Annotated in this window: 18 protein-coding genes; 5 read left to right on the top strand and 13 right to left on the bottom strand. The window is 75.4% G+C overall.

Features of this window, described 5'->3' with window-relative positions; translation table 11 throughout:
- Window positions 1-33: 33 nt before the first annotated feature.
- From HH311_RS26165 to HH311_RS26150, 4 genes are all read right to left on the bottom strand, one after another.
- On the bottom strand, window positions 34-2415 hold the full coding sequence (locus HH311_RS26165; protein WP_169186641.1) for a xanthine dehydrogenase family protein molybdopterin-binding subunit: 2382 nt from the start codon (window positions 2413-2415) through the stop codon (window positions 34-36).
- Between the two features lie 112 nt (window positions 2416-2527).
- Entirely contained in the window at window positions 2528-3301 is a 774-nt protein-coding gene (locus HH311_RS26160) for a Sir2 family NAD-dependent protein deacetylase (protein WP_169186640.1), read from the bottom strand.
- A 19-nt stretch (window positions 3302-3320) separates the two neighbouring features.
- Window positions 3321-4031 carry an alpha/beta fold hydrolase gene (locus HH311_RS26155; protein ID WP_169186639.1) on the bottom strand — a complete coding sequence of 237 codons (711 nt, stop codon included), beginning with the start codon at window positions 4029-4031 and terminating at the stop codon, window positions 3321-3323.
- Window positions 4032-4093: 62 nt separating this feature from the next.
- Window positions 4094-4978 (bottom strand): aldo/keto reductase, encoded by an 885-nt coding sequence (locus tag HH311_RS26150; RefSeq protein WP_169186638.1) that lies wholly within the window; start codon window positions 4976-4978, stop codon window positions 4094-4096.
- A gap of 100 nt (window positions 4979-5078) precedes the next feature.
- On the opposite strand from HH311_RS26150, the gene HH311_RS26145 reads away from it, so the two are divergent.
- Window positions 5079-5678 carry a TetR/AcrR family transcriptional regulator gene (locus tag HH311_RS26145; RefSeq protein ID WP_248304217.1) on the top strand — a complete coding sequence of 200 codons (600 nt, stop codon included), beginning with the start codon at window positions 5079-5081 and terminating at the stop codon, window positions 5676-5678.
- Between the two features lie 22 nt (window positions 5679-5700).
- On the opposite strand, the gene HH311_RS26140 is transcribed toward HH311_RS26145, so the two are convergent.
- The 6 genes from HH311_RS26140 to HH311_RS26115 form a co-directional block, all read right to left on the bottom strand.
- On the bottom strand, window positions 5701-5931 hold the full coding sequence (locus HH311_RS26140; RefSeq protein ID WP_169186637.1) for a hypothetical protein: 231 nt from the start codon (window positions 5929-5931) through the stop codon (window positions 5701-5703).
- A 108-nt stretch (window positions 5932-6039) separates the two neighbouring features.
- On the bottom strand, window positions 6040-6183 hold the full coding sequence (locus tag HH311_RS26135; RefSeq protein ID WP_169186636.1) for a hypothetical protein: 144 nt from the start codon (window positions 6181-6183) through the stop codon (window positions 6040-6042).
- Window positions 6180-7538 carry an OFA family MFS transporter gene (locus HH311_RS26130; RefSeq protein WP_169186635.1) on the bottom strand — a complete coding sequence of 453 codons (1359 nt, stop codon included), beginning with the start codon at window positions 7536-7538 and terminating at the stop codon, window positions 6180-6182. The genes HH311_RS26135 and HH311_RS26130 overlap by 4 nt, the downstream gene beginning before the upstream one ends.
- A gap of 152 nt (window positions 7539-7690) precedes the next feature.
- Complete coding sequence (locus tag HH311_RS26125) at window positions 7691-9259, bottom strand: dynamin family protein (RefSeq protein ID WP_169186634.1); 1569 nt, start codon at window positions 9257-9259, stop codon at window positions 7691-7693.
- Window positions 9256-11154 carry a dynamin family protein gene (locus HH311_RS26120; RefSeq protein WP_169186633.1) on the bottom strand — a complete coding sequence of 633 codons (1899 nt, stop codon included), beginning with the start codon at window positions 11152-11154 and terminating at the stop codon, window positions 9256-9258. The genes HH311_RS26125 and HH311_RS26120 overlap by 4 nt, the downstream gene beginning before the upstream one ends.
- A gap of 129 nt (window positions 11155-11283) precedes the next feature.
- The gene (locus HH311_RS26115; RefSeq protein WP_169186632.1) at window positions 11284-12240 is read right to left on the bottom strand and encodes an IniB N-terminal domain-containing protein; all 957 of its coding nucleotides are present in this window, start codon (window positions 12238-12240) and stop codon (window positions 11284-11286) included.
- A 373-nt stretch (window positions 12241-12613) separates the two neighbouring features.
- Between HH311_RS26115 and HH311_RS26110 the strand changes: the two genes are divergently transcribed.
- The 4 genes from HH311_RS26110 (at window position 12614) to HH311_RS26095 (ending at window position 18006) form a co-directional block, all read left to right on the top strand.
- Window positions 12614-14821 (top strand): Hsp70 family protein, encoded by a 2208-nt coding sequence (locus HH311_RS26110; protein ID WP_248304234.1) that lies wholly within the window; start codon window positions 12614-12616, stop codon window positions 14819-14821.
- A gap of 2 nt (window positions 14822-14823) precedes the next feature.
- Complete coding sequence (locus tag HH311_RS33595; protein ID WP_169186630.1) at window positions 14824-16389, top strand: helix-turn-helix transcriptional regulator; 1566 nt, start codon at window positions 14824-14826, stop codon at window positions 16387-16389.
- Window positions 16390-16494: 105 nt separating this feature from the next.
- Window positions 16495-16698 (top strand): hypothetical protein, encoded by a 204-nt coding sequence (locus HH311_RS26100; protein WP_169186629.1) that lies wholly within the window; start codon window positions 16495-16497, stop codon window positions 16696-16698.
- Between the two features lie 153 nt (window positions 16699-16851).
- Window positions 16852-18006, top strand: a complete 1155-nt coding sequence (locus HH311_RS26095; protein WP_169186628.1) for an Ig-like domain-containing protein — start codon at window positions 16852-16854, stop codon at window positions 18004-18006.
- On the opposite strand, the gene HH311_RS26090 is transcribed toward HH311_RS26095, so the two are convergent.
- Genes HH311_RS26090 through HH311_RS26080 form a run of 3 tightly spaced genes read right to left on the bottom strand, consistent with a single transcriptional unit; the run spans window position 17981 to window position 21528 of the window.
- Window positions 17981-18859, bottom strand: coding sequence for a DMT family transporter (locus HH311_RS26090; protein ID WP_211190812.1), 879 nt, complete (start codon window positions 18857-18859; stop codon window positions 17981-17983). The two genes, HH311_RS26095 and HH311_RS26090, sit on opposite strands and share 26 nt — an antisense overlap.
- Before the next feature lie 60 nt (window positions 18860-18919).
- Window positions 18920-19546 (bottom strand): TetR/AcrR family transcriptional regulator, encoded by a 627-nt coding sequence (locus HH311_RS26085; RefSeq protein ID WP_169186627.1) that lies wholly within the window; start codon window positions 19544-19546, stop codon window positions 18920-18922.
- Between the two features lie 44 nt (window positions 19547-19590).
- Window positions 19591-21528, bottom strand: coding sequence for an MFS transporter (locus HH311_RS26080; RefSeq protein ID WP_211190811.1), 1938 nt, complete (start codon window positions 21526-21528; stop codon window positions 19591-19593).
- Window positions 21529-21555 lie beyond the last annotated feature (27 nt).

Below are 21555 nucleotides of genomic sequence, written 5' to 3'. Positions count from 1 at the left end.
CCGACATTTTCTGCTCACGAGGCCGGAGGCCACCTACACGTCCACCGACGCCGCCTCCGGGTCCGCGGACGCCCCGCGCACCGGCAGCGACGCGAAGAACGCCGGGGGCTCGACCCACGGGTCGGCGACGGTGCCGGCCTCGGCGTCGCGGACCGCGCGCCACACCCGGTCGGGGGTCAGCGGCATGTCGAGGTGGCGGATCCCGAGCGGGGAGAGCGCGTCGAGGACCGCGTTCTGCACCGCGGGCGTCGACCCGACCGTCGCCGCCTCGCCGATCCCCTTGGCGCCCAGCGGGTTGTAGGGCGTCGGGGTCTCGGTGCTGGCGGCCTCGAAGGCCGGGACCTCGACCGCGGTCGGCAGCAGGTAGGCGGCGAAGGAGCCGGTGGTCGGGTTGCCGTCCTCGTCGTAGGAGAAGCCCTCCCACAGCGCCTGCGAGATGCCCTGGGCGAGGCCGCCGTGCTGCTGGCCGGCCACCAGGGTCGGGTTGAGCACGCGCCCGCAGTCGTCGACCGCGACGTGGCGCAGCGGCGTCACGCGCCCGGTGTCGAGGTCCACCTCGACCACCGAGACGTGCGCGCCGAACGGGTAGGTCGCCCCGGGCTGGGACTCGTCGCGGGACTCGGCCAGCGACACCCCCTGCTCGTGGGCGGCCGCCGCGACCTCGCGCCACGACAGCGTCCGGTCGGGCACGCCGGCGATCCCGAGCGCGCCGTCGTCGGTGACCACGACGTCGTCGGGCGAGGCCTCCAGCGCCGAGGCCACCACCTCGCGGGCCCGCTCCAGCACCGTGTCGGCCGCGACCAGCACGCTCGACCCGGCCAGCTGCAGCGACCGCGACCCGCCCGTCCCGCCGCCGTGCGGCACCGCCGCGGTGTCCGACTGCACGAACCGGATCTGCTCCATCGGGATGCCGAGCCGGTCGGCGACGATCATCGCGAACGACGTCGCGTGCCCCTGCCCGTGCCCGGAGGTCCCGACGGCGACCGTGGCCCCGCCGTCGTCGTCGACCGTCACCTTCCCGTACTCCTGCGCCGCGCCGCCGGCGGTGACCTCGACGTAGACGGCGAGGCCGATGCCGAGGGCGACCCGGTCGCCGCGCTCCCGACGCCGGGCCTGCTCGGCCCGCAGGTCGTCGTACCCGGCGAGCTCCAGGGCCTTGTCGAGGGACTTGGCGTACTCACCGGAGTCGTAGAGCGAGCCGGTCACCGTGGTCAGCGGGAACTCGTCGGGGCGCAGGAAGTTCCGGCGACGGATCTCGGCCGGGTCCATGCCCAGCTCCGTCGCGCCGAGATCCATCATGCGCTCGAGCATGGCCGCGGCCTCGGGCCGGCCGGCGCCGCGGAAGGCACCCATCGGCGTCGTCGTCGTGAGGGCGGCGGCCGCGTCGAAGGCGATCGTCGGGATGCGGTAGACGCCCTGGGCCATGTTGCGCGTCGGGCCGAGGGCGAGCGCGCCACCGAACCCGGCGTAGGCGCCGGCGTCGCCGACGACGCGGGCGCGCAGCCCGACGATCGTCCCGTCGCGCCGCAGTCCGAGCTCGGCGTACTGCACCTGCCCGCGGCCGTGGGGCATCGCCGTGAGGTTCTCGCTGCGGGTCTCCGCCCAGGTCACGGGGCGACCCAGCCGGCGGGCGGTCTCGATGACGACCGCGTGCTCCGGGGCCATCCCGGCCTTGCCGCCGAACCCGCCGCCGACGTGCGGGGCGACGACCCGCACCCGCTCGGGCTCCCAGCCCCACTGCGCGGCGACCTGCCCGCGCAGACCGTGGGGCATCTGGGTCGAGACGTGGACGGTCATGTCGTAGGGCTGGTCGGGGCCGCCCGGCGTCGCGGTGACGGCGTTGCCCTCCATGGGCGCGACGGCGAGGCGCTGGTTGACGATGCGCGCGCGGACGACGACGTCGGCGCCCTCGAGCGGCTGCACGTCGTCGGGGTCGCGGAACCCGGCGGCGAGGTTGGAGTCGAGCTCCTCGAACTGCAGCGGGGCGCCGTCGGCGAGGGCGGCCTCGGGGTCGACGACGGCGTCGAGCGGGTCGTAGTCGACCTCGACGAGCTCGGCGGCGTCGACGGCGTCGGCGCGGGTGGTGGCGACGACGGCGGCGACCATGTCCCCGACGAACCGCACCTTCCCGCGGGCGAGCAGGGGCCGGGCGCAGGCGTCGTTGAGCACCATGAACGGGCGGTGGTCGGGGACGTCGGCGAGGTCGGCGCCGGTCAGGACGGCGACGACGCCGGGCGCCTCGCGGGCCTTCTGGGCGTCGACCTCGCCGAGCCGGGCGTGGGCGAGGGGGGAGCGGACGAAGTGCACGTGCAGCGCCCCGTCGGGGACGGTGTTGTCGACGTAGGTCCCGCGACCGCGGATCAGCTCCGGGTCCTCGACGCGGCGGACGGACGTTCCGAGGATCGAACCAGGCACGGCGGCGACGTTAGGCCTTCGAGTGCGCTCGAACGCAAGCTCCGGTGATCGGTGCGCTGTCAGCGGTGTCGCATCGCAGACACTCAACGTCTGCGATGCGACACCGCTGACGTCAGGCCCCCGGCACGATCGCCGGCAGCACCTCGGAGATCCCGCCGCGCAGCACGACGCTCGCGACCCCGTCGTACGGCGTCGGCTCCGCGTTGACGATGATCACGTCCGCGCCCGCCATGGCCGCGACGTCGACCAGCCCGGCCGCCGGGTGCACGCCGAGCGAGGTCCCGACGGCGAGGAAGAGGTCGCAGCCCAGCGCCGCGTCGCGGGCCCGCTGCAGCACCCCGACGTCGAGCATCTCGCCGAACATGATCGTCGTCGCCTTGAGGACGCCGCCGCAGTTCGGGCAGCGCGGGTCGTCCTCGCCGGCCCGGACGCGGTCGAGCGCCTCGGCCATCGGCGTGACCGCACCGCAGGTCAGGCACACCGTGTGGTGGTTGGTGCCGTGCAGCTCGAGCACCGAGTCGGGCGAGGAGCCCGCCGCCTGGTGGAGCTCGTCGATGTTCTGGGTGAGCAGCGCGACGAGCTTCCCGGAGCGCTCGAGGGCGACGAGCGCGTCGTGCGCCGCCCCCGGCCGCGCCGACCACATCGGGTGCTCGACGCGCTCCTGCCAGGCCGCCCGCCGGACCTCGACGTCGTCGCGGTAGTGGTCGAAGGTCCAGATCCGCTCCGCCGCCGGGTTCTTCGTCCACACGCCCTGCGGCCCGCGGAAGTCCGGGATGCCGGAGTCGGTGGAGACGCCGGCGCCGGTCAGCACCGTGACCCGCCGCGCCCCCGCGATCAGGTCCCGCGCCCGCTCGATCTGCTCCTGGTCCGTGTCCGCCGCAGCCACGGCCCCACGGTGCCACGCGTCACCCGTGCCCGACCTCCCCGGCCAGCCGCAGCAGCGTCGTCGCCACCTCGCGGGGACGCCCGAGCGCCGCCAGGTGCCCGCCCGGGACGACCTCCGCCTCCACGCCCAGCCGTTCCGAGGCCAGCCGCCGCACGAAGGGCAGCGGGAAGAGGCGGTCGTCGCGGGCGGCGACGACGCGGGTCGGGACGTCGGGCCAGCGCGGCAGCGGGTAGGGCACGGAGAAGATCGTCGCGGCCTGCAGCGGCGGCCCGGCGGCCTCGAGCTCGGCGACGAGGTCGGTGGGCAGGTCGTGGAAGAAGGTGGTGCGCGGGTCGTGCACCGGGTCGAGCCGGGCGGGGTCGAGACCCAGCTCGACGGCCAGGGCCCCGACCGCCGCCCGGTGCCGCGTCGCGTCCCACCAGGCCCCCGCGGTCTCCCGCGGCGCGGGGATCATCGGCGCGAGCAGGACCAGCAGCGTCGTCGGGACCCGCCGGGCCACCAGCGGCACCGTGAACGCGCCCATCGACTGGCCCACGAGCACCACCGGGTCCGGGCGCTCCCCCACCGCGGCGACGACGGCGTCGGTGTACTCGTCCCACCCGGCGGTCTCGTCGCCGATGGGCAGGTCGGGGGTGACGACGACGTGGCCGGCGGCGGTGATCCACGGCGCCACCCGGGACCAGTAGCGGTGGTCCGAGGACGCGCCGTGGACGAGGACGAAGGTCGTCACGGGGTTCTCCTGTCGGTGGGGGTCACCCTGGTGTCGTCACCGGACCCGCGGGATCGACACGGTCAGCCCTCGAGGGCCGCCATCGCCGCCGCGTCGAGCTCGACGTCGCCCGCGGCCAGGTTCTGCTCGAGGTGCGCGACGCTGCGCGTGCCCGGGATGAGCATCGTCTCCCGCGCGTGGGCCAACAGCCACGCCAGCGCCACCTGCGCCGGCGTCACCCCGAGCCGGCCCGCGACCTCGACGACGGCGGGCAGGTCGGTCACCTGCCGCTGCCCCGGCCACCCGCCGCCCAGCGGGAAGTACGGCATCCACGCGATGCCCTGCTCGCGGCAGACGTCGAGTACCGGCTCGCTGCCGCGGTCGACGAGGCTGTAGGCGTTCTGCACGCACACGACGCCGACCCCCAGCGCGTGCCGCAGCTGCTCGGCCGACACGTGGGAGAGCCCGATCGCGCCGATCTTGCCCTCGTCGCGCAGCGCGGTCATGGTCGCCAGCTGGTCGTCGAAGGGCACCACCTGGTCGCCCGCGGCGACCAGACCGGGTTCGACGTCGGCCCGGCGCAGGTTGACGACGTCGAGGCGCTCGGCACCGAGCGAGCGCAGGTTGTCCTCCACCTGCGCGCGCAGCTCCTCGGGCTTCTGGGCGAGCCGCAGGGCGTGCTCCCCGCCCGGGTCCGGGGTGGCCCCGACCTTGGTGACGACGACGAGGTGCTCGTCGTAGGGCGCGAGCGCGGCGCGGATCCGCCGGTTGACGACGCCGTCGCCGTAGAACTCGGCGGTGTCGAGGTGGTCGACGCCGAGCTCGACGGCGCGGCGCAGCACGCCGACGGGCTCGTCGTCGGTCCCGGCCCAGCGCAGCTGCATGGCGCCGTAGCCGACGCGGGCGACGCGGCGTCCGGCGAGGTCGGCGAGGCCGCCCGGGTGGGGGCGGGCATCGGTCCTGGTCATGGTGGTCCTCCTCGCGCGATGGCACACTCGTCGTCGAAACGGAGGCACCTCCGTTCACGAGGACGACGCTAGCACGCCAACCGGAGGTACCTCCGCTTCCATGGCCGACAACATGGCCGACGACGCTGCCCCCCGCCTGCGCGCGGACGCCCGCCGCAACCGGGACGCGCTGCTGCGCGCGGCCGCCGCCGGGTTCACCGCCGGGGACGACCCGACGCTCGAGAAGATCGCCCAAGACGCCGGGGTCGGGATCGGGACGCTCTACCGGCACTTCCCGACCCGCGAGGCGCTCGTCGAGGCGGTCTACCGCACCGAGCTGGCAGCGGTCTGCGAGAGCGCCGAGGAGCTGCTCGCGGCGCACGAGCCCGCGGCGGCGCTGCGGGCGTGGATGGACCGCTACGCGGAGTTCGTGACCACCAAGCGCGGGATGGCCGAGACCTTCCGGGCGATGGTGGCCGACGGCACCGTCGTCGCGCTCCGGACGCGGGAGTCGATCGACGCCGCCGTCGGGACGCTGCTGGCCGCGGGCGCGCGGGCGGGGACGCTGCGCGCCGACGTGGAGCCCGACGACGTCGTCACCCTGCTGGTGGGGGTCCTCCTGGCCACCCAGGGGTCGGACGACCGGGCCCGGCTCGGGCGGTTGCTGGACCTGGTGGCCTCCGGCCTCGTGAGCACTAACTGTCGCTATAGCGACCTTTAGTGCTCACGAGGCCGGAGGCCACCTAGGGGTAGCTGCCGTCCCCGGTCTCGACCCCGACGTACGAGGGCTGGCCGTGCACCTGCGTGTAGCTGGTCGTCGACCCGACGACGGACTGGACGAACACCACGACCTGCTGGCCGGCGCTCGCGAGCCCCGACGCCAGGTTGTTCGTGGTGGCGGCGGCCTGGGTCGGCTGGGAGATGATGGCGTAGAGGATCAGGATCCCCACGATCCACCCGATGACCCGAAACATTGGTTGATGATGACGCCGGTGCCCGGTTCCGGAACACCCCTTGAGACACTATTTCTGCAGGTCAGCGCCCATCTGTACCCCCCGCAGCGTCCATTCGGCCGTAAGGACTCAGCCGCCCAGGGCGCCGAGCTTCGCGACCAGTTCCACGAGCCCGTAGAGCAGCGGGAGGATCGCGAGGACGAGCCAGGAGACCACGAGCAGCCCGGTGCGGGCGGGTCCGGACGTGGTGGGGGTGTCGTCGGGGGCGGTCATCGGGACGCTCCTTCCTCGACCGCGGCGGCGGGGCTCTCCGCGCCGTCCACGAAGTGGCGCCGGGCCACGGGCCGGACGAGCTCGTTGCAGACGAACGCCACGACGAGCAGCGCGATCATGATCACGAACGCGACCGTGTAGTGGCTGGCGAGGGTGCCTCCCGTGCCGCTGTTCGCGTCGACCACCCCGTCGACGATCAGCGGCCCGAGCACCCCGGCGACCGACCACGCGGTGAGCAGCCGGCCGTGGATCGCCCCGACCTGGTAGACCCCGAAGAGGTCCTTGAGGTAGGCGGGAAGCGTCGCGAAGCCGGCGCCGTAGAAGGACAGGATCAGCAGCGTCGCGATGAGGAACACCGCCTTGTTGCCGGGTCCGATCAGCAGCAGGAGCAGGTACATGACCGCCCCGACGCCGAGGTAGACGCGGTACATGTTCTTGCGCCCGATCACGTCCGACGCGGTCGACCACAGGAACCGGCCCAGCATGTTGGCCAGCGAGAGCACCGAGACGAACGCGGCGCCGGCGGCCGCGAGCACCGTCGCGGGCGAGGACCCGGCGAAGAAGTCCTGGTAGAGCGGGGCGGCCCGCTCGAGGACGCCGATGCCGGCGGTGACGTTGAAGCAGAGCACCACCCAGAGCAGCCAGAACTGCGGGGTCCGCAGCGCCGCGGCGGCCGGGACGCCGCCCTGCGGCACGGCGACCTCGCCGGCCTCGGCGGCCGCGCCCTGCACCCCGCGCGGCAGCCGCACGAGCGCGGCGCCGAGCAGCATCCAGACCAGGTAGATCAGGCCGAGCACGACGAACACCATCGCCAGCCCGCCGCCGGTCTTCCCGAAGCCCGCCAGCAGCGCCGTCGACAGTGGCGACGCCACCAGCGCGCCGCCGCCGAAGCCCATGATCGCCAGCCCGGTGGCGAGCCCCGGCCGGTCGGGGAACCACTTGATCAGCGTGGAGACCGGCGCGATGTAGCCGATGCCCAGCCCGATCCCGCCGATCACGCCGTAGCCGAGCACGACGAGCCAGAGCTGGCCCGCGACGATGCCCAGCGCGGCCACCAGGAAGCCGGCGCCCCAGAACAGCGCGGCGACGACCATCGACCAGCGCGGGCCTCGCCGCTCGACGGTGGTGCCGCCGAACGCCGCGGAGAGCCCGAGCACGAGGATGGCGACCTGGAACGGTAGCGCCGACCCGACCGCCGTCGTGTGCAGCGAGTTCTGCACCGGGGTCTTCAGGACGCTCCACGCGTAGGCCTGGCCGATGGACAGGTGGATCGCGAGCGCCGCCGGCGGGACGAGCCAGCGGCTCCAGCCCGGCGGGGCGATCGAGCGTTCGCGGCTCAGGATCGAAGCAGTCACCGGGGTCGTCCTCTCGTGTCCGCATCGTCGCGTCACAGACCGGACGCGCGGGACGCGCCGTCCGAGAGCGCACCGTAGCCGGACAGACGCACCTCGTGCACACGAAAGGTGGCCTTCGGCCTTGTGAGCACCAAAGGTCGCTATAGCGACACTTAGTGCTCACGAGCGCGAAGCGCCCCTTCGCAGGACCGCACCACCGCCCGCGCCACCTCGGCGGCCGCCCGCGACGTCAGCGGGCTCTCCGCCCGCGTCCGCCACCGGTCGAGCGCCTCGAGCGCGGCCGCCCGCACGTCGGCGCCGGGTTCGAGACCGAGCCGCTCCGCCACGCCCGGGCCGTCGCCGCCCAGCAGCCGCTCCGCCTCGGCCGCCGTCCCCTCGGGCATCGTCACCTGCCCCTGGCGCAGGGCCGCGAGCAGCCGCTGCTCGGTGAACGCGTGCGCCCCGGTCAGGAGCCGCTCCAGCTCGGCCGCCACCGGCCCGGCGTCGGGACGCGGCGCCCGCCCCAGCACGAGGTCGACCGCGAGCAGCGCCGACCGCGCCTGGTGCACGTCGCGGCGCCCGAGCACCCGCGAGGTCAGCGTGTCGCGCAGCTCCCCCAGCCCGCTGCGACGGATCAGCTCCTCGGCCAGCGACGGCGAGTCGACCACCCCGCGGCCGGTCCGCGCGCCGCGGCGCAGCACCGTCGTCGCCGACCGGATGCCGAACACCCCGAACCGCTCCATGAGACGACGCCGGGCGGGCTCGTCCAGGCGCACCCCGTCCGGGTCCGAGGCGAGGGCCTCGGCGACGACGGCGGGCGGCTCGGCGGCGGTGAACCGGTCCGCGGAGAGCAGCAGCGCGTCGACCTCGGCCCGCGGTGCCCGCGCCAGCGCCCGCAGCGCGCTGAACTCCGCCTGGCGCAGCGTCCGCGCGGTCTCCGCGAGCAGCCCGTCGACCGCCACCACCGTCTGGCACAGCGGCCGCAGCGCCGGGTCCTCGCGATAGGCCTGCGCGACCTGCCCGGCCGTCGTCACCGCGTCGAGCCCGCCGCCACCGACCTCGTCGGCCCGCGACAGCACCACGATCGTCCCCGACGCCCCCACCGCGCCGAGCCCGCCGGCGCCGCCCTGGGCGAGGTCGGCGAACGCCTCGAGGAACCCGACGTCGTTGCGGTGCGCGTGCCGCATCAGGTAGACGACGGCGTCCGCCCCGGAAGGCCGGTCGTCGGGCGTCACGAACGACAGCGTCCGCCGCGAGTTCGTCTCGCGGATCGAGTCGAGCCCGGGGGTGTCCACGAGGGTCGCCTCCGCGAGCCCGCGCGAGGGCCAGTCCACCAACAACCGTCCGACGCGGCCCGGGTCGCCGATCCCGCCGAGGTCGATCCGCAGGCCCTCGGCGTCGCGGGTGAACGGGACGGCCGCGCGACGCCCGTCGACGTCCTCCCGCACGACGGCGGCGCTGGGCGCGTCGCGGTACCAGGTCACCAGGCGGGTGCACTCCCCCGCGTCGGTGGCCGCGACCCGCTCCCCGACCAGCGCGTTGAGCAGCGTCGACTTCCCCGCCTTGAGCGTCCCGGCCAGCGCGACCCGCAGCGGCTCGTCGAGCCGGGCCCGGGCGTCGTGCAGCACCGCGCGGGCCCACGCCGTCGGCGGGTCGGCGGGCCCGGTGCCGTAGAGCCGCAGCGCGCCGTCGACGACGTGGCGGGCCGCGCCGACGAGCCCGCTGGGATCGGGCGCGGTCACGCCCCGACCAGCCGCGACGGGCGCGACGACGACGGCGAGCGCCGGGCGCGTTCGCGGCGCGCCCGCTCGGCGAGGGCCGCCACGCGCTCGAGCTCGGCCTCGACGTCGGCCAGCCGCGCCGCGCGCTTCGCGCCGTCGGCCTCGACCGCGCGGGCCGCGTCGGCGGTCGCGGACAGGGAGCGCTCGAGCTCCTCGGCCGTCGTCGTGAAGTGGTCGCGGAGGGTTCGCTGGACCTCGCGGAGCATGTCCCGGGAGTTCTTGCCGGCCTGGAAGATGACGTCGTCGACGTGGCGGCGCACCGCCTGCTTGGCCTCGGCCTGCCGCCGTCGCAGCGCCCGTTTCCGCTCGTCGACGAGCGTCTTCGACCCCAGCAGCAGCCCGGCGCCCACCGAGAACGGGTTGAGCAGCGCCATGCCCGCGATGGTCGTCAGCATGCCGATCATCAGCACGCCTCCGTAGGACCCGCGCATCCCGATCATGAGCGACTGCGCGACCCCGAACTTCTCGTGGTCGGGCGCGGCGAGCATCGCGACCGGGTCGGCCGCGAGCCCCGCACCGTCCGGCGACGCCCCGACGGTGACCGGCGGCAGCACGCCCTCGCCGTCCTCGGCGAAGTGGGTCGCGACCTTCTCGGCGAGCCAGCGGGTCCGCTCCTCGGCCCACACCACGTTCGTCGACACCCCGGCCGAGACCTGCTGGTGCAGCCACGGCGCGAACTGCTCCCACGTCTTGCCGGGATCGGTGTCGTCGAGCGCGGCCTCGGCGTCGGTGATCACCGCGCGGAGCCGGTCGCGCAGGTCGTACTCGATGTCGGAGACGAGGTCGGCGACGCCGTCGTTGAGGGTCTGCTGCCAGCGGGCGGCCCGGTCGCGCAGGCCCGCGGCGCGGTTCCGGGCGCGCTCGACCTCGGCGGCGATCCGCTGGGCGCGGGCCGGGTCGGCCAGGGCGTCGCGCTCGGCGCGGAAGGTCGTCGCGAACTGCTCGCAGGCCACGAGCACCTCGTCGGTCGCCAGCCGCACCCGGCGGTCCTGCCGCCGCTGCGCGACCTCCGAGAGCAGGTGGCGTAGCTCCTCGACGCCGGACTCCTCGGCGAGGGCCCGGGCCGTCTCCGGCGGCAGGTCGCCGTCCTCGGCGGCGTGCAGCGCGAGCGCGGCCGACGTCGGGAGCACCCGGACGGCGCGGAGCGCGTCGTGCCCGGTCCGGTCCAGGTGGCCGCGGTCGATGTCGGCGATGCGCCGCCAGTGCGGGTGCAGGTCGGTGCGGGTCAGCACGACGACGACCGCCGGGCTCACCGCCGCGGCGGTGCGGACCAGCGCGAGCTCCGGCGCGGTGAGCTCCCGGCCGGCGTCGGCGACGACGAGGACGGCGTCCGCCCCGGGCAGCTCGGCCATCGTCGACACCGCCGCCGGCGACGCGAGCCCGCCCGCTCCCGGGGTGTCGACCAGCCGCAGGCCCTCGAGGACCGGGCGCGGCAGCGTCGCCTCGGCGTGCGACCAGCCGGCCCGGTTGTCCGGGTTGCCGTTCTCGGTGACGTGCTCGGCGAGCGCACCCGGCGAGATCGACTGGTGCTCCACGCTCGGGCCCGACCCCTCCGGGCTCTCGACCCCGCGGACGAGCACGACCCCGGCCTGCTCGCCGTGCCCGCACACCGTCGGCACCGTCGTGGCCCGGTGCGCGTCCGTCGGCAGCGCCCGGCCGCCCAGCAGCGCGTTCACCAGCTCGGTCTTGCCCGCCTTGAACTCCCCGACGACGAGCACGCGGGCCCGGTCGTCCTCGACGGCCCGGGCCACGACGGCGAGCCGACGCTCCAGATCCGGTCGGTCGTAGGCGGTCGCCGCCCGGCGGGCCAGGGCGACGAGCTCGGTGAGCTCGGCGCCGGTCGGCTGGTCGGTCATGCGTGGTCCCCCTGCTCGAAGCCCCCTCGACGACGACAGCCGGGGCACGGCGCGTCCGCGCCGTGCCCCGGCTGTGTCGTCACCCGGCCGACGTTACGCGGCCGTGACCCGCGCGCCGGCCGGAGGACCTCAGGCCACCGGGAAGAGGTGGCTGTCGACGTGGCCGCCGTGGTCGGCGCTGGTGGAGTTGTCGACCGAGTTGTCGTCGTGGGAGAACGTGTTCCCGCTGTGCGACGTGTCGGTGTCGATCGAGTTGTCGGTCGAGTGGTCCGAGTTGTCGGTGTCGTGCGAGTCGGTCGACGTGTGGTTCTGCGAGTCGGTGATCGCGTGGTTGTCGGTCGCGTTGTGCGAGTTCGTCTCGGCGTGGGAGTCGGTGTTGGTCCCGTTGGCGCCGGAGACCTGGTTGCCGTGACCGAAGGCGTTCGAGCTGTTCACCGTGCCGGAGCCGGTGCTGATGACGCCGCCCTGGCCGGTGCCGACGTGGTCGAGCGAGGTCGCGTTGCCCGAGCCGAAGGCGGTCGTCGAGCCGTCGCCGGACTGCTCGTTGCCGTTGCCGATCTGGTTGTGCCCGCCGGTCGCGACCGGGGCGTTGTTGTCGCCCTCGATGCTCACGCCGCCCGCGCCCACGTTGTGGGTGTCGTTGTGCACCTCGACGTCCGCGCCGTGGTCGGCCCAGATCTTGGTGATGTTGTTGGTGTTGTAGATCGTGTCGTGGGAGTCGAACGAGTAGTTGTTCGTCACGTAGTTGAGGTGCGTGACGACCTTGTCGATCTCGTTGTCGTGGTCGTGCCACCGGTGGTCGTCGTCGTGCCCGCCGTCGTGGTGGTGGTCGCCGTGGTGGTGCGGCGCATCGTGGTCGCGGTCGTGGTCGCGACCGTGGTCGCAGTCGTCCTCGTACTGCGCGCACTTCTGCGGGTCGACCTTCTCGAGGACCACCGGCATGAGGTCCTTGATGTCGTCGACGCAGACGTTCTGCAGGCCCGCGGCGTGCAGGGCGCCCTGCGGGTCGCGCTGGAAGTCGGCCAGCGCCTCCTTGTCGTTCAGCAGGTCCAGCAGGAACTGCAGCAGCGTCTTGTGCTCGCTCATGGCGTGTGCCCCCGGTGATCGCGGTGTCCGTGGCGCCCTCGGCGGTGCTGCCGGGGCGGCGTGGTCACCACCGTGCCGCCCGGGGGCCGGCCGGCCATCGGGGCTCACTCCGGGTTCGCGTCCGGGGCCCCTAGGGGGTTCGGGGCCACCCCCGGCACCGACCCCCGGGGCCGGCTGTCACGGACGGTGCCAGTACTCCCCGACCCGTGCGATGTCGCCACTCGAACGAGCTACAACTGTGTAACGACGCTCTCCGAGGGGTCGATGATGACCACGGAACAGCGACGTGCGCCGCCTCGGGCGAGGGGGCGCCGGGAGCGGTTGCAGGGTGTCCCCCGGGGCGCCCAGGACGGGGGAGCTGGGAGTGCAGCAGATGCCGGGACCGCACCAGGGATGGGCGCCGTGGCCGCCCGCGCCGCAGCACGGGGACGCCGTCGTCGGCACCCCCTACGACCTGGGGATCGACCTCGGCACCACCTTCACCGCGGCCGCCGTCCGCTGCGAGCCCCGCCCCGGGGCCCCCGAGTCCGGGGTGCGGGTCGTCGGTCTCGAGCACGGCACCGTCCAGGTGCCCTCGGTCCTGCTCGTCGACGACGACGGGGCGCTGCGCGTCGGCGCCGACGCCGAGGAGCGCGCTCCCTCCGCCCCGCAGCGCGTGGTCCGCGAGTTCAAGCGCCGCCTCGGCGACGACACCCCGATCGTCGTCGGCGGCGAGAGCTTCTCCGCCGACGGCGTGGCCGCCGAGATGGTCCGCTGGACCGCCGACCGCGTCGCCGAGACCCACGGCGCCGAGCCGCGCCGCCTCGCCGTCGCGCACCCCGCCGGGTGGGGTGCGTACCGCCGCCGGGTGTTCACCGAGGCCCTCGCCGAGGTCGGTCTGCACGACGTCGTCCTGCTCACCGAGCCCGAGGCCGCCGCGGCCGCCCACGCCGCCGCCGGCCGGCTGCCGCTCGGCCGCACCGTCGCCGTCTACGACCTGGGGGGCGGCACCTTCGACGCCGCCGTGGTCCATGGGGTCGCAGCGTCCCCGTCCTATCCGGTCGGGCTGAAGGTCCTCGGCCGGGGCCAGGGGCTCGAGGCCCTGGGCGGCATCGACTTCGACGAGGCCCTCTTCTGGCACGTCTGCTCCGAGCTCGGCGGCGCCGTCGCCGCGCTCGACCCGGCCGACCCCGACACCGTCCGCGCCGTCGCCGGCCTCCGGCGGGCCTGCGTCGCGGCGAAGGAGACGCTCTCGGTCGACACCGAGGCCGTCGTCGACGTGCGCCTGCCGAACGTCACCACCCGGGTGCGCATCACCCGCGGGGAGTTCGAGGAGATGATCGAGCCGGCGCTGCGCCAGACCGTCGACGTGCTCGGCGAGGTGCTCGACTCGGCCCGCGTCGCGGCCCGTGACCTCGACGGCGTGCTGCTCGTCGGCGGCTCGTCCCGCATCCCGCTCGTCGCGCGCATGCTCTCCGCCGAGCTCGGCCGCCCTGTCGCGGTCGACCCGGACCCGACCACCGTCGTCGCCCGCGGCGCCACCTGGGCCGCCGCCGCGGCGAGCGGCGCGATCCGCCCCGCCGGCCCGCTCTCCGGCCCCTTCCCGACGCCGGGCACGGGCGGCTTCCCGCGGCCGCGCACGGGCGGCTTCCCGACGCCGGGCACGGGCGGCTTCCCGACGCCGGGCACGGGCGGCTTCCCGACGCCGGGCACGGGCGGCTTCCCGACGCCGGCCTCGGTGCCGTTCCCGACGCCGGGCTCCGGCCCGTTCGCGGCGGTCCCGTACCCGGGCGTGCCCGGCGACGACGAGCCGCGCACGGAGCTGATCGGCCGCGAGGCGGCCCTGCTCGCGCACGCCCGCGCCGCCGACCCGGCCGACCCCATGACGACGCCGGTCCGCCTCGACCTCCGCACCGCCCACGGCGCCGTCGAGCCGGTGACCGCCCCGATCGCGTCCCCCGTCCCCCCGGCACGCCCGACCGCGTTCTCCGCCGCCCCCGCCGAGCGTCCGCTGGAGCCTCCGGGCACGCCCGACACCCGCCGGCGCCGGATCGCGCTCGGCGCCGGGGCCGCGGCGGTGCTGGTGGTCGGCGGGGCGGTCGCCGTGACCGTGCCGATGATCGACAACACCAGCACGTCGAGCGCGACGGTGGCCGCCCCGACGCCGGGCGCCCCCGCCCCGGCCCGGCCCGTCACCGCCGACGCCGGAACCCTCCCGGCCGGCACCCTCCCCGCGGCCACCGACGCCTCCTCCGGGACGACCACCGCGGACAGCACCTCCCCTGCCGCGACCCGCGCCCCCGCGTCGCGGGTCGCCCGGCCCGCCTCGCCGGTGACGGCCCCGCGGCCCGCCGCGCCGGTCGCGGCCGCACCCGCCCCGGCCGCCGTGCCGGTCGCCCAGAAGCCCGCGACGACCCCGCCGGCCACGACGGGCGGGACGACCACCCCCGGCACCACCACGACCGACCCGAACGAGGGCAAGTCGCAGACGCCGCCCTCGTCGACCCCGCCGTCGTCCACGGCGAACCCGCCGGCCGGGACACCGTCCACCGGGGGCACGGCCCCGGCCGCCGGCGCGGCCGCTCCGGGCCCGACGGTATGACCGTGCTCGACGAGCACCGGACGCTCGACGCCGACCTCGACCTGGTCGACGAGGCCGAGCGGGCCGTGGTGGCCGGCGAGCTGGTGGAGGCCGCGCGCTGCGCCGACGCCGTCCTCGCCGAGCCGGACGCCGAGCCGTGCCGACTCGCCCGCGCGGCCCACGTGCTCGCCGCCGTCCACGCCCACCGCGGCCTGCTCGCCGACGCCGCCGACCTGCACGCCTGGGTCGCCGCCGCCGTCCCGGGCTCGGCCTCGCCGGCGGCCGCCGTCGCGCTGGTCGGCACCGGGCGGGCGCCCGTCGAGCCCGCGTCGGCCGCGGGCCGGCCCGCACCGCCGACCCTGCGCGCGGGCGCCGAGGGCCTCGTCGGGCGCGCGGTGACCGCGAGCGTCCGCCCGGGCGGTTCGGCCGCCGCGCTCTCCGAGCTCACCCGCGCCGCGGCGGTCCTCGAGTGCCGCGGCGGGGCGGTGCTGCTCGACGACTCCCCCGCCGCCCTGGGCGCCCTCGTCGCCCTGCACCGCGGCGAGCCCGACCTGGCGCGCTCCCTGACCGACCGCGCCGTCGCCGCCGATCTCGGCGGCGCGCCCCATCGTCGTCGCCACCTGCTCCTGCGCGCGTGGGCCGACATGGCGGGCGGCGACCTCGGCGCCGCCCACGCCGGGCTCGAGACCGCCGCGGCCCGCCCCGAGCCGGTCCACGCCCGCGACGAGCTCGTCGCCGTCGCCCTCGAGGCGGGCCTCGTGCGCCGCGCCGGGGACACCCGCGGCCTGCTCGCGCTCTGGACCCGGGCCCGCGAGGCCGTCCTGCACCACGCGGTGGACCTGTGGTCGCTGCTCGCGATCGGTGAGCTCGTCGTCGTCGCCGGCCGGCTCGGGCAGCAGACCTGGCTCGCCCCGCACGCGGAGTCGGTCGACGAACTGCTCGCCGCCCTCGACCGCCCGGTCCTCTGGGCCGCGCCCTGGGACTGGTGCGCGTTCCTCGCCGCGGTCGCCGCCGACGATCCCCCGGCCGCCCAGCGCCACGCCGCCCACCTCGCGGACGCCGCCTCCGACCCGGCCGCGCAGGCCGGCTCCCTCGCGACCGTCCTCGCCCGGGCCGCGCGGGTGTGGCTGCACGTGCTCGCCGGCGAGGTCGACCTCGACGAGGTCACCGCGGCGACGACCGCCCTCGCCGGCGCCGGCATGGCCTACGACGGTGCCCGCCTCGCCAAGGAGGCCGCGGTCCGCACGACCGACAAGCGGGTCCTCTCGGCCATGCTCGGCCTCGCCCGCGGGCTGCTCGCGGGCCCGTCGTCGGCGGAGGACCCCACCCCGGCGGCCACGCCGACGGTGCCCGAGCCCGCGGCCCCCGAGACCGGGCCACGCCCGCCGTCGCGACCCGCCGTGCTCTCCGAGCGCGAGCGGGAGGTCGCCGAGCTCCTGCTCGACGGCATGACCTATCGCGAGATCGGCGACCGGCTCTTCATCAGCGCGAAGACGGTCGAGCACCACGTGGGGCGGATGCGCCAGCGCCTGGGCTCCGAGTCGCGCACCGGCCTGTTCGCCGACCTGCGGGACGCCCTGGCGAGCTGAGACCGACCGGCCCGGAACCTGACCGGGAGTCGGACCGTTCGGCCCTGGTCACGGGGGGCGTCCGGGCGTCGACTCATCGGGGGACCGGTGAGGGGCGGCGAGGCGATGATGCGATTCCTCAGCGAGCTCGCGGTCGGGCTCCTGTTCGCCGCCGGCCTGACCGGACTGGTCCTCGGCAACCTCGTGGTGGGGCTGCTCCTGCTCGTGGCGGGCCGGGTGGTCATGTGGCTGTTCCGCCGCTGGCTGCGCCCCAGCCCGCCGTCCTCGATCTACGGCTGGACCTCGAACACCAGCGCCACCGGCCTGTGAGGCGGGCCGGCTCGCGGTCGGGCAACCTGGCGGGCGCGCCGACCGTCTCTCCTCCGGCGTGTGGTCTCGCCGTCAGGGGCAGGAAGGCAACGGGATTTGCAGCGGGAACAGGTCGTACCGGCGGGTGTCTGGCAGCGCGGGTTCGTCGGTCTGATGATCGCCGTGCTCGCGTTCCTCCTCGGGTGCGGGACGTACGGCCTGGCCGTGGGCGCCCCGTCGGGGCACGGGGCGGAGGCCGCGGCAGCAGCCCCGGCACCCGTCGTCGGGACCTCGCCGCGGGCCGGGGCGACCGACGTCCCGCCGAACCAGCCGGTCACCCTCACCGCCGACCACGCCCGCTTGGCGGCCGTGGTGCTGCAGGCGTCCGGCGGTGGCCCGGTCGCCGGGACGACGAGCCCCGACGGCCGGAGCTGGCGGGCGCAGGCGCCGCTGCAGTACGGCACCACGTACACCTGGAGCGGGCAGGCGGTCGGCGACGGCGGGACCGTGCCGGTCACCGGCTCGTTCAGCACCGTCGACCCCGCGCGGACCACGCAGGCGCAGATCAACATCGACGACGGTGAGACCGTCGGGATCGCGGCGCCGATCATCGTGCAGTTCGACCACCACGTCGCGGACAAGGCCGCCGCCGAGCGCGCCATGACGGTGCAGACCTCGATCCCGACGACGGGTTCCTGGGCCTGGCTCGACGACGACAACGGCGGCTCACGCGCCCACTGGCGCCCGCAGGGCTACTGGGCGGCGGGCACCCAGGTCTCCGTCGCCGTGCACCAGTTCGGGGTCGACGACGGCGGCGGGATCTGGGGTGCGCAGGACGTCTCCAGCCACTTCACCGTCGGCCGCGCCCAGATCGTCAAGGCCGACGTGAACAGCCACGAGATGATCGTGGTGCGCGACGGCAAGGTCGTCATGGACTTCCCCGCCAGCTACGGGCTGGGCTCGGACCCGAACCGGAACACGACCAACGGCATCCACGTCGTGATGAGCAAGGCGCAGACCGTGCTGATGTCCAACCCGAAGTACGGGTACAACAACGTGCCCGAGCACTGGGCCGTACGGATCGAGAACAACGGCGAGTTCATCCACGCGAACCCGCTCACCGACGGCGTGCAGGGCTCGGAGAACGTCACCCACGGCTGCGTGAACCTCTCCACCGAGAACGCCCAGCAGTACTTCGACACCGCGATCTTCGGCGATCCCGTCGAGGTCACGAACAGCCCGGTCCCGCTCCGGCTGGCCGACGGCGACATCGCGGACTGGACGGTGCCGTGGGACCAGTGGGTCACGATGTCCGCGCTGGCCGCCTGACCCCGGGCGCCCCGGCCGCGGCGCCGCGGGCGAGGGCGGCGGTCGCGACGACCATGACCGCGACGAGGACGCCGATGAGGACCAGGACCGGTCCGCTCGCCCGGATGTCCTCCCCGAGCACCACCACGCCGAGCACCGAGGCGGCGAGCGGCTCCCCGACGGCGACGGCGGGCAGCGACGCGGACAGCGGGCCGGCGCCGTACGCCGTCTGCTGCAGGTAGGTGCCCACCGTGACGGCGACGACGAGCACCCAGGTCTCCCAGCCCGTCAGCACCGGCACCAGGCCCGTGGTGAGCAGCGAGACCATCGACTTGGTGAGCACCCCGACGAGCCCGTAGCAGAGGCCGGCCGCCGCGGCGAGCAGCGCGGCCCGCCGGGCGCCGCGGCGGCGGCCGGCGCCGAGCACGCACGCCACCGTGAGCACGACGAGCACCGCGCCGGGGAGCAGCCACGCCGACGGCGGGCTCCGGTCCGCGCCCGCCGTCGGGCCGCCGACCACGACGAACAGCGCCAGCGCCACCACGAGCGCGGCGGACCAGCGCCGCGCCGGGGCGGGCACCCGCCGCCCGGACCGGCGGGCCTCGAGCGGGAGCGCGAACAGCAGGCTGGTGACCAGCAGGGGTTGCACCAGCAGGACCGAGCCGAGGCCGAGCGCGGCGGCCTGCACGACGTAAGCCGCCGTGTCGCCGACCGTGCCCGCCCACCAGCGCCGGGACCGGACCAGGCGGAGCACCAGCCGGACGCCGCGGGCCGCGTCGTCGGGGACCTCGGCGGCGGCTCCGCGCTGCGCCACCGAGGCGACCGCGAACAGCAGGGCGGCGAGGAGCGCGAGCCCGGCGGCGAGGAGGTCCAAGCACGCGATCCTAGGTGCGACTCCGTCGCCCGTGAGCACTAACTGTCGGTATACCGACAGTTAGTGCTCACGAGCGCGAAGCGCACCCAGGTGGTCGAACACCTCGCCGACCACCTCGTGCAGCGCCGCGAGGTCGCGCGACCCGGTGTCGGACCAGCGCTGCACCGCCACCCGCACCCCGGCCATCGTCACCGCAGCGACCAGGGCGGGGTACAGCCCGACGGGACGCTCCGATCCCTCGTCGTCGGCGGCGGGGACCTCCTCGCCCACGCGCTCGGCGACCGCCTCCGCCAGCGCCCGCTCGGCCGCGGCGTAGGCCGCGAGCTGGTGCGGCAGCAGCGCCGGGCTGCGCCGCATCATCTGCAGCGCCTCGCGGCGGTCACCGGAGACGACGTCGTCGACGAAGACGAGCACCGCCGCCTGCAGCGCGGTCAGCGGGTCCTCCGACGCGGGCCGCGACAGGAACTCCTCGACGAGCATCTCCGCGCGGGCCGAGTCGCCGGCGACGACGGCCTCCTCCTTGCTGGAGAAGTAGTTGAAGAAGGTCCGCAGGGAGACGTCGGCGGCGTCGGCGATCTGCTCGACGGTGACGTTCTCGACGCCGTGCTCGAGCGAGAGCCGCACCGCCGCCTCCGAGAGCGCCGCCCGGGTGGCCTGCTTCTTGCGCTCCCGCCGACCGACCGCCACCGGGGCAGTGTCCCCGGTGGCCGGTCGACGGGCCGTGAGGGCACTCATCGGGTCACCGCGGGGAGGACCTCGGTGGTCGCGTCGAGCACCGTCGTGTCGGTGATCGCGCGGTGCCGTCCGGTGGGGGCGTCGCCGGCGAGGGCGACGTCACGGCGCTGCGGGCCGACGGTGCCGCCGAGCAGCTCGACGTGCGGGGTGCCCCGCCACTGCGCGACGAGCAGGTGCGGCATCCCGGGGCCCGCGACGGCGACCCGGTAGCGGCCGTCGTCGTCGGCGACGGTCCGGGCGAGCTGGTGCCCGCCGTGGTCGATCAGCGTGAGCACCGCGCCGGCCGCCGGCCGGCCGTGCTCGCGCACCGTGCCCTCGAGGACGGTGCCCTCGACAGCCACGTCCTCGCGCGCCGGCTCCGCCGCGATCCGGGTCGGCGCGTCGGCAGTCTCGGCAGTCTCGGCAGTCTCGGCAGTCTCGGCCATGTCGATCGTCGTGCGCAGCGGCACCTCGCGCAGGAACAGGATCGCGAGCAGGGCGACGAGCGCCATCGGCGCCGCGACCAGGAAGATCATCGCGACCGAGTCGCCGTAGGCGTGCTCGACGATCGCGCGGATCGCCGCGGGCAGCGTCGCCAGGTTCGGGATCTGCCCGCCCGCCGACGAGGTCGCCGACGCCGGGATGCCGGCCGCGGTCAGCCCGGTGGTGATCGCCGAGGAGACGTGGCCGGACAGCACCGCCCCGAGGGCCGCGACACCGGCGGCGCCGCCGAGCGAGCGGAAGAACGCGACGGTCGAGCTGGCCGCGCCCATGTCGCGCAGCGCCACCTGGTTCTGGACGGCGAGCACGAGGTTCTGCTGAGTGGACCCGACGCCGACCCCGACCATCACCATGGCGACGGCGAGCTCCCAGTACGGGGTGTCGGCGCCCATGACGAGGCCCTGGAGCAGCAGCCCGGCGACCAGCAGCACGCCACCGCCGACGAGGTACGGCTTCCACCGCCCGTACCGCGAGATCAGCTGCCCGACGACGGTGGACGCGACGAACAGCCCGGCGATCATCGGCAGGGTCAGCAGCCCGGCCTCGGTGGCGCTGGCGCCGCGGGCGAGCTGGAAGAACTGCGACAGGAACACCGACGAGCCGAACATCGCGACGCCGACGAACAGCGCGGCGACGGTCGCGAGGGCGACGGTGCGGTTGCCGAAGAGCGTCAGCGGGATGATCGGCTCCTCGGCGCGGGACTCGACGACGACGGCGAGCACCAGCGCGACGGTCCCGGCGGCCAGCCAGGCGAGCGAGGCCCAGGAGATCCAGGCGAAGTTCTTGCCGCCGAGCGAGATCCAGATCAGCAGCGCGGAGACACCGCCGGCCACGAGCAGCGCGCCGAGGTAGTCGATGTGCACCTCACGCTTCACGGTGGGCACCGTGAGGGTCCGCTGCAGGACGACGAGGGCGATGACGGCGATCGGGACGGTGACGTAGAAGCACCAGCGCCAGCCGATGGTGTCGACGATGACGCCGCCGATCAGCGGGCCGCCGACGGTCGCCACCGCCATGATCGCGCCGAGGTAGCCGGAGTACCGGCCACGCTCGCGCGGCGGGATGATCGCCGCGATCACGACCTGCGCCAGCGCGGTCAGCCCGCCCATGCCCAGGCCCTGCAGGACGCGGAACCCGATGAGCTCGGGCGTGCTCGTCGACAGGCCGGCGAGCATCGTCCCGACGATGAACACCGTGATCGCGAGCTGGACGAGCAGCTTCTTGGAGAAGAGGTCGGCGAGCTTGCCCCAGATCGGGGTGGACGCCGTCATGGCCAGCAGCGACGCGGTGACGACCCACGTGTACTGGGCCTGCGTGCCGCCGAGGTCGCCGATGATGCGCGGCAGGGCGTTGGACACGATCGTCGACGACAGGATCGCGACGAAGAGGGCCATCAGCAGGCCCGAGAGCGGCACGAGCACGGCGCGCTTGCCGGTGGGTGCGGGCGCGGTCATGGATCCCGGCTTTCACGAGGGGTGGGC

This window comes from Actinomycetospora sp. TBRC 11914, from assembly GCF_012933465.1.
Classification (GTDB): domain Bacteria; phylum Actinomycetota; class Actinomycetes; order Mycobacteriales; family Pseudonocardiaceae; genus Actinomycetospora.
Note: the sequence above shows the minus strand (reverse complement) of the source record. Positions and strands in the feature narration are given on the sequence as shown.

Bases quoted from the DNA above. Each gene is read 5' to 3' on its own strand.
- HH311_RS26120 (WP_169186633.1), bottom strand. From the start codon at position 11,154: ATGACCGACCAGCCGACCGGCGCCGAGCTCACCGAGCTCGTCGCCCTG.
- HH311_RS26140 (WP_169186637.1), bottom strand. From the start codon at position 5,931: ATGTTTCGGGTCATCGGGTGGATCGTGGGGATCCTGATCCTCTACGCC.
- HH311_RS26145 (WP_248304217.1), top strand. From the start codon at position 5,079: ATGGCCGACAACATGGCCGACGACGCTGCCCCCCGCCTGCGCGCGGAC.
- HH311_RS26110 (WP_248304234.1), top strand. From the start codon at position 12,614: ATGCCGGGACCGCACCAGGGATGGGCGCCGTGGCCGCCCGCGCCGCAG.
- HH311_RS26115 (WP_169186632.1), bottom strand. From the start codon at position 12,240: ATGAGCGAGCACAAGACGCTGCTGCAGTTCCTGCTGGACCTGCTGAAC.
- HH311_RS26135 (WP_169186636.1), bottom strand. From the start codon at position 6,183: ATGACCGCCCCCGACGACACCCCCACCACGTCCGGACCCGCCCGCACC.
- HH311_RS26095 (WP_169186628.1), top strand. From the start codon at position 16,852: ATGATCGCCGTGCTCGCGTTCCTCCTCGGGTGCGGGACGTACGGCCTG.
- HH311_RS26080 (WP_211190811.1), bottom strand. From the start codon at position 21,528: ATGACCGCGCCCGCACCCACCGGCAAGCGCGCCGTGCTCGTGCCGCTC.
- HH311_RS26150 (WP_169186638.1), bottom strand. From the start codon at position 4,978: ATGACCAGGACCGATGCCCGCCCCCACCCGGGCGGCCTCGCCGACCTC.
- HH311_RS26100 (WP_169186629.1), top strand. From the start codon at position 16,495: ATGATGCGATTCCTCAGCGAGCTCGCGGTCGGGCTCCTGTTCGCCGCC.